Annotated in this window: 6 protein-coding genes and 1 pseudogene; 4 read left to right on the top strand and 3 right to left on the bottom strand. The window is 68.6% G+C overall.

What is annotated here, in order from left to right:
* Positions 1 to 198 (top strand): annotated as a pseudogene (locus VH499_RS25015) (nuclear transport factor 2 family protein); the annotation flags it as partial.
* Positions 199 to 526: 328 nt separating this feature from the next.
* Here VH499_RS25015 and VH499_RS25010 read toward each other — a convergent pair.
* Positions 527 to 874: a hypothetical protein gene (locus tag VH499_RS25010; protein ID WP_332055494.1), complete on the bottom strand. Its 348-nt coding sequence runs from the start codon at positions 872 to 874 to the stop codon at positions 527 to 529.
* Between the two features lie 111 nt (positions 875 to 985).
* Between VH499_RS25010 and VH499_RS25005 the strand changes: the two genes are divergently transcribed.
* Together VH499_RS25005 and VH499_RS25000 are read left to right on the top strand one after the other, a co-directional pair.
* Positions 986 to 1,648 carry an MSMEG_1061 family FMN-dependent PPOX-type flavoprotein gene (locus tag VH499_RS25005; RefSeq protein ID WP_332055493.1) on the top strand — a complete coding sequence of 221 codons (663 nt, stop codon included), beginning with the start codon at positions 986 to 988 and terminating at the stop codon, positions 1,646 to 1,648.
* A gap of 86 nt (positions 1,649 to 1,734) precedes the next feature.
* A complete protein-coding gene (locus VH499_RS25000) occupies positions 1,735 to 2,718 on the top strand; it encodes an alpha/beta fold hydrolase (RefSeq protein WP_332055492.1) in 984 nt (327 codons plus the stop codon).
* Between the two features lie 154 nt (positions 2,719 to 2,872).
* Here VH499_RS25000 and VH499_RS24995 read toward each other — a convergent pair whose 3' ends face one another.
* Together VH499_RS24995 and VH499_RS24990 are read right to left on the bottom strand one after the other, a co-directional pair.
* Positions 2,873 to 3,922: an alpha/beta hydrolase gene (locus VH499_RS24995; RefSeq protein ID WP_332055491.1), complete on the bottom strand. Its 1,050-nt coding sequence runs from the start codon at positions 3,920 to 3,922 to the stop codon at positions 2,873 to 2,875.
* Positions 3,897 to 6,329 (bottom strand): DUF3772 domain-containing protein, encoded by a 2,433-nt coding sequence (locus VH499_RS24990; protein WP_332055490.1) that lies wholly within the window; start codon positions 6,327 to 6,329, stop codon positions 3,897 to 3,899. Before VH499_RS24990 ends, VH499_RS24995 begins: the two co-directional genes overlap by 26 nt.
* 164 nt (positions 6,330 to 6,493) lie before the next feature.
* Here VH499_RS24990 and VH499_RS24985 point away from each other — a divergent pair.
* On the top strand, positions 6,494 to 7,292 hold a 799-nt coding region (locus tag VH499_RS24985), incomplete at its 3' end, for a malate/lactate/ureidoglycolate dehydrogenase (protein ID WP_332055489.1).

The following is a 7,292-nucleotide window of genomic DNA, read 5'->3' as shown; positions in this document are numbered from 1 at the left end:
GTCCAGGCGCGCTTCCCGGGCTTCGTGCTCAGGCGCACGTCGAAGGTCGACTGCCACAACGATGCGCTGCGCTTTGCGTGGGCGCTCGGGCCGGCCTCGGGGCCGGCGGTCGTGGAAGGCGTGGATTTCGGCACGCTCACGCCCGAGGGCAAGCTCGCCTCGATCGTGGGCTTCATCGACAGGATGCCGGCGGCGTAGGGCACGCCGCGCGGGGCAGCGAAAAGCCCCGATGCCTTCCGGCATCGGGGCCGTTCCACCCCGTGCGGTGCGTTTGGGGTATTCAATCGCGCCGCCCGGGTGCGGGTGGAACGCGCGTGTCTCCGGGACTACGGGACCATCGGCGGTCCGGATGACGGTTCGATTGCATCCCTGCCTTGCAGCGCCCCGGGGGTCTGCTCACAACGGGCCGTGCTAGGGATGCCTCCGTACAGTACAAAGGCCTCTTGGCCCGACCGCGCCTTACCCCGCGGCCGGGCTTTTTTTTGTGCGGATCGAGTCTTCGTGCGGACCCGGGAAATCGGCGAGCCTATTGCCGGTTGCCGGACGGCGAGGGTGTCGGCGTCGGAGTCGTGGCGCCCGGAGCGGTCGTGGCGCCTGGCTTGGTGGGATTGGCGGTCGGACCGTTCAGCGGCGTCGGGCCGGGCGTGGTCGTGGAATGCGTGGCGGCGGGCGCCTGCGCCTGCTGATCGTTGGCCGGGCTGTGGTTGAAGTACAGCAGGCCGCCGATCACGCCGATCGCCACCAGGATGGCGAGCAGGATATAGGGCCCGCGGCCGCTGTCGGCCGGCTCGAAGCGCGAATTGCCGTAGGGATCGTAGGATCCGCCAGGGGGGACTGGGTTGAAGGGGTCGCGGTTGTTATTGTAGTCGGACATGGGGTTCTCCTCGTTGGGCATCTCCCTGTCCCAACGCCTCTCTTTATGAGGAGTTGCCCGTTTTGCCGCAGGTCATGGTACGGTTTTGGTCATAGCTGGAGGGAACCTTTCATGCCCGACGCCCTTACGTCCCGTTCGCCCGCGCTGCTCGGCCCCGAGGAGGCCCGGGCCCTGGTCGCCTCCTATCCGCCGGTGAGCGGGTTGGCCGAAAAGAAGGATATCGGCCGCATCGATCCCCACATCCGCCGCTACATCGAATTGTCGCCGATCTGCTTCGTCGGCACCGCGGACGCCGGGGGGCGCGAGGACGTGACGCCGCGCGGCGACCCGCCGGGCTCGTTCAAGGTGCTCGATGAGTGGACCGTCGCCATTCCCGACCGGCCGGGCAACAACCGGCTCGACACGCTCAAAAACCTGCTGGCGAACCCGGAGATCGCGCTGATCTTCCTGCTGCCGGGCATGAACGAGACGGTGCGGCTCGCCGGCACCGCCCGGCTCTCGACCGATCCAGAGCTGCTGGCTTCGATGGCAGTGCAGGGCAAGGCACCGAAGTGCGCCATCGTGGTCTCGGTGCGCCAGGCCTATCTGCACTGCGCCAAGGCGCTGCTGCGCTCGAAGCTGTGGACCGGCGAGTACGCCCAGCCCAGGGGCACCTTCCCCTCGATCGCCCGCATCATCGGCGATCAGCTGGGCCTCAGCGAAGCCGACAAGGCCGCCGGCGAGGCCCGCGTCGAACGCGCCTACCGCGAGTCGCTCTGGGAGCCGATGAAGTAGCTCATGCTCTTTTGGACCGCGAGCGTCCCGCTCGCTCGGGCTCATGAGCGAGCGAGATGCTCGCGGTCCAGAAGAGGAACGCGAAGATGAACACCGGCGAAGGCGTCTTCGAATGCGGCGACGTCGCCCTGCAGCGCGGCGGCACGCTCCGGGCCGCGCGCATCGTCTACAAGACCTTCGGCACGCTCTCCGCGAAGCGCGACAACGTCATCGTCTATCCGACCAGCTACAGCGCCCATCACACCGACATCGAATGGCTGGTGAGGCCCGAGCACGCGCTCGATCCCGGCCGCTACTTCATCGTCATCCCCGACATGTTCACCAACGGCCTCTCCTCCTCGCCGTCGAACACGCCAGGATCCCCGGGCGATTTCCCCGAGGTCACGACCTGCGACAATGTCATGCAGCAACGCCGTCTCCTGAACGAGCTGTTCGGCGTCGAGCGCGTGAAGCTGGTCTATGGCTGGTCGATGGGCGCGCAGCAGGCCTATCACTGGGCGGCGCTGTTCGGCGAGGCGGTGGAGCGCATCGTCGTCAATTGCGGCTCGGCCCGGACCGCGCCGCACAACTTCGTCTTCCTCGAAGGCATCCGCACCACGCTGCAGGCGGCGGCGAGCCCCGAGCAGGGGCTGCGCGCGATGGGCCGCATCTATGCCGGCTGGGCGCTGAGCCAGACCTTCTATCGCCGCGAGCTGTGGCGCGGGCTCGGCTTCAAGGACCTCGAGGACTTCCTGGTGCGCTCGTGGGAGGCGGGCTTCCTGCGCCGGAACATGCACGACCTGCTGGCCCAGCTCTGGACGTGGCAGCATTCCGACATCTCGGCCAACGATCTTTTTCGCGGCGACCTCGCGATGGCGCTCGCGAGCATCAAGGCCAGGGTGCTGCTGATGCCGTCGGCGACCGACCTCTATTTCCAGACCGACGACAACCGCGCCGAGCTGCCGCATCTCAAGAACGCGACGCTGGTCGAGATCCCCTCGATCTGGGGCCACCGCGCCGGCAACCCGCGCGACAATCCCGAGGACGCCGCCTTCATCGACCGCCAGGTCGCCGCGCTGCTCGAGGCTTAGTCTTCCTCCTCTTCGCAAAGCGAAGGGGAGGTGTCGGCGTCCTACGCCGACGGAGGGGTCATGAATCGCGAGGGAAGGCTGTCGCTTACAACCCCTCCGGCCCTTTGGGCCACCTCCCCAGCTTTGCTGGGGAGGAATGAGTCAAGCTGCCGGCTCAATCCTTCTCGGGCACGATCGACGGCGCCACCGGTTGGTCGGCGCTGGGCGGAGCCGGTTCCGCCGGTGGCGCCGGAGGGGGTGGCGGCGGGTCCCTGGGCAGGAACGACGCGACGGCGGCGGCGGTCGCCTTGGGGTCCTCCTCCATCGGCGCATGGCCGAGCCGGGAGAAGATCGCGAGCTTCGCGCCCTTGATGTCGCCCTGGAAGCGGTAGGCCTGGTTCACCGGGAGCTGCCGGTCCCTGGCGCCCCAGATGATGAGTGTCGGCACGTCGAGATGGCGCAGCGTCGTCGGATCGAGCGGCTCCTGCGTGCGCAGACGCTGCAGCGTCGCGGCCCGGTTGCCGGGAAAGCGCTGCAGGTCGCTGTAGCGCTGCAAACGCTCGGGCGTCACCATCGCCGGGTCGGCATAGGTTTCGAGCAACGCGCGCCGCATCATCGACCGGGGCTTCAGGTAGATGCCGATGTCGCTCAGCCAGCCGAGATGGGCGAACTGGGTAGAAAGCGCCGTACCGCCGCCGGAAAAGCCCGAGGGGTCGACCAGGATCAGATGGGTCACCCGCTCGGGCCGGGTCGCCGCGAAGCTCCAGGCGACGGCCCCGCCCATCGACTGGCCGGCGATGGCGAAGCGGTCGAGATGCAGGGCGTCGGCCAACACCTCGATGAAGTCGGTGTAGGCCTCGATCGTGTACTCGCCGCGCGGCCACGGACCGGTCAGCCCGTGACCGGGCAGGTCGACCGAGACGAGCCGCAGCTTGTCCCCGAGCTCGCGCACCCAGCCCTCCCATACCTGCAGCGAGCCCAGCGAGCCGTGGATCATCAGCAGCGGCATGCCGTCCGGCCGGCCCTCGTCGCGCACATGGGCGCGCACGCCGCCGACATCGACGAACTGCGAGTGGGCGTTGGCGTAGCGCTGGACCAGGAGGTCCTTGGGCAGATCGGGCTGCCAGGCCCACAAGACCACCCCCGCAAGTGCGCCCAGCGCGAACAGGAGCCAGAGCGCCCACGGCCGCGGCGGCGCGTCAGAGCGGCGGCGACGGGACGGCATGGTCGGCGCCCGGTGCGGGCTCGTGGCCGCCGAGCCGGCCGGCGAGCTTGTCGAGGTCGCGCACCCTGAGCTCGGGCACGGGCTTGGGGTCGACGATCTTCTCCTCGATCATGCGGGCCAGCAGGTCGCGGTTGAGATCGTTGGTGACGACCACGCGGTCGGCGAGTTGCGACACGAACACGAACAGCTCGAAGTCGAGGCCGGTCGTGGTCACGCGCACGAAACGCACGATCGGCGCGGGCACGCGCAGCACGCGCGGATGGGCGAGCGCCGTCTCGCGCAGGATCGTCTCCATCCTGGCCACGTCGGTGGCGAGCCCGACGGTCAGCGGGATCTCGATGCGGCTCGACGTGTCGGCGTAGGTGCGGTTGATCACCGGGTTCTGCAGGAACAGGCTGTTGGGCACGATGACATGCGTGCGCTGGAAGGTCTCGATCTCGGTGGCGCGGATGTTGATGCGGCGCACGAAGCCTTCGTGGCCGTTCACCGACACCCAGTCGCCCGCCTTCACCGGCCGCTCCATCAGCAGGATCACGCCGGAGATCACGTTGTTGGCGATGTTCTGCAGGCCAAGCCCGATGCCGACCGAGAGCGCGCCCAGCACGATCGCGAGGTTGGTGAAGTCGATGCCGAGCGCGGTGATGCCGATCAGGATGGCGATGATGACGCCGGCATAGTTCAGGCCGGCATCGATGGTCTGGCGCAACGGCAGGGGCGCATCGACGGTCGGCATCACGCGGTCGCGCACGATGCTGCGCACCAGCCTCGCCAGCAGCATGGCGAGCCCGAAGGCCAGGATCGCCATGCCGATATTCTCGAGCGAGATGTGTACGCTGCCGATCCGCACCCCATGCAGGAGCTGGCCGAAGCCGTTCAGGATGGCGTCGATGTCGACGTTCCAGGCGGCGGGGATGCCAATGCCGAGCAACGCCACCAGCACGACGTCGATCAGCAGCAGCACGATATTCTGGCCGCGCAGCGTCGCATCGGCGGGCAGCCCGAAGCGGCGCCGCACCCAGCGTCCAGTGGCCGTCTCGGGCGCCGCCGCGGCGTCGAGCAGGTCGCCGCTCAGCCGATGCGCCAGCAGCGCCAGGGCGAGCAGCAGGCAGGTCGAGGCCAGCGCCGAATGGATGTGCGAGGCGAGCGTCGCGTAACCGAGCAGGGCGAAGACGATCGACGACAGCACGGCCAGCGACAGCGCAAGCCGCGCCACCGACCACCAGGTGCCGCCGACCATCGGCGGCAGCTCCGATCCTTCGGGGCGGCCGGCCTGCCAGGCGCGGTCGGCCATGGCCGGCAGGGTCAGGAGGGCAACGGTCGTGGCGAGGATCAGCGCTCCCACGGCACGCAGCGCTTCACGGTCGCCGCCTTGCGTCAGCGCCACGAAGACGAAGTCGACGGCGAGCCCGGCCGCCATCAGCCGCCGCAGCGCCGTCGACAGATGCTGCGCGCTCGCATCGGTGAAAGGCAGCACGCGCCAGGGCGCGCGATGCGGCGCGAGAGCCGTCGCGGTGAGGCCGACGACCAGCAGGAGCGAGATCACGCGGTTGATGAGCTCGGGCAACAGCGCGTCGATCGGCGTCGGCGGGTGGCTGGCGGCCAGCAGCTTGCCGATCAGCCACACCGCCAGGATCGGCACCAGCACGAGGCCGACGCCGTCGATGGCGGCGGCGATGGTGCGATCGCGCTGGCCCGGCTCGACCTCCTCGCCTCGGCCGAAGCGGCGGCGCAGCAGCCGTCCAAACCACCACAGGACGATGGTGGCGAGGGCCCAGAAGGCGAGAGGCGAGAGGTCCTCTTCGCCCGACTGCAACGACGACAAGCCTTCGCGACCCCAGGTCGCCATTGCCTTGGAGAGGGTTTGGACGGCGGCGACGAATTCCGGCCCGATGCGCTGCCAGGCGTTGGGCGAGAGCGGCGACAGATCGCGATGCAGCAGCGTTTGCAGCACGACCTGGCCGCGCAGCTTGGTCATGCGGTCGAGGAGTTGGTCGGCGCGGGCGATGATCACCTCGCACTGCTTGACCCGGCTTTCACTGATGGCGGCCTGCTCGGTCAGCCGGTCGCGTTCGGCCTTCACTGCATCGGTGTCGGGCGGCTGGTCCGTGCCGGCCTGCGGCTCGAGCGGCGCCAGAAGCTTCTTGGTATCGGCAAGGTCGTTGCGCGCCAGTGCCGCCGCTGCGGCCGCCGCGGCGCGAACATCGGTCGTCTGCTCGCGCAGCGCGTCGATCTCCGCCGCCTGGATGTCGGCCTGGTCGGCGCGATAACCGATCCGGTCGAGCTGGCGGGTCCACAGGCCGACGAGCTGCGAGAAGGGCCGCTGCGGCGGCGTTCCCGCCTGGCCGAGCGCGTCCGCGCCGATGCACAGCAGCAGCATGAAGCAGGCCAGGCGAAAGGCACCCCGCATGACCATTTCCCTAGCACGGGTATCTGAGGGAAGTCCCCGCAATGAGGCGTTTCGCGGAAGGTGTCCCCGGCGGACGAGGGGATTTGGGGACGAACGTTGACAGTGCGGGCACGACGCGGAACCTTGCGCGCCGAAAAAGCCGATCTCGGGAAGGAAATAAGGCAATGGGCGAGCAGCGTGGCGTGGGCGAAGTGCGCATCAAACCCGACCTGCTGCATGCCTTCACGATGGCGATCTGTCGGGCGGATGGCAGTTCGGCCGAGGAGGCGAAACTGGTCGCCGACCATCTGGTGCTCGCCAACCTGTTCGGGCACGACAGCCACGGCGTCGGCATGATGCCGGCCTATATCCAGAACACCACCACCGGGCGCTGCGTCCGCAACCATCATGCAAAGATCGTCCGCGACAATGGCGCGGTCGTCGTGATCGATGGCGGTGCAGGCTATGGCCAGGTCATCGCCAAGGAGGCGATGGATATCGGCATCGAGCGGGCGAAGAAGCACGGGGTCTGTGTCGTCGGTCTTACCAATTCCCACCATATCGGACGCATCGGCCATTGGGCGGAACAATGCGCGCGGGCGGGCCTCGTCAGCACCCATTGGGTGAACGTGCACGGCCACAAGTCGCTGGTGGCGCCGTTTGGCGGCGCCGAGCCGCGCTTCACCACCAATCCCTACTGCACCGCCGTGCCGCGCAAGGGCTGCGAGCCGATCGTGCTCGACTTCGCCACCAGCCAGGTGGCGATGGGCAAGGTGCGGGTGGCCAACAACAAGAAAGTGCAGATGGACGCGGGCCTGCTGATCGATGCCGAGGGCAACCCCAGCACCGATCCGGGCGTGATGTACAATCCGCCGTTCGGCGCCATTCTGCCGTTCGGATTGCACAAGGGCGGCGGTCTCGCCGTGATCTGCGACCTGCTGGCGGGCGCGCTGACCGGCGGCCGCACCCACAGCCCGCGCACCA

This window comes from Reyranella sp. (genome assembly GCF_036558665.1).
GTDB lineage: Bacteria > Pseudomonadota > Alphaproteobacteria > Reyranellales > Reyranellaceae > Reyranella.
Note: the sequence above shows the minus strand (reverse complement) of the source record. Positions and strands in the feature narration are given on the sequence as shown.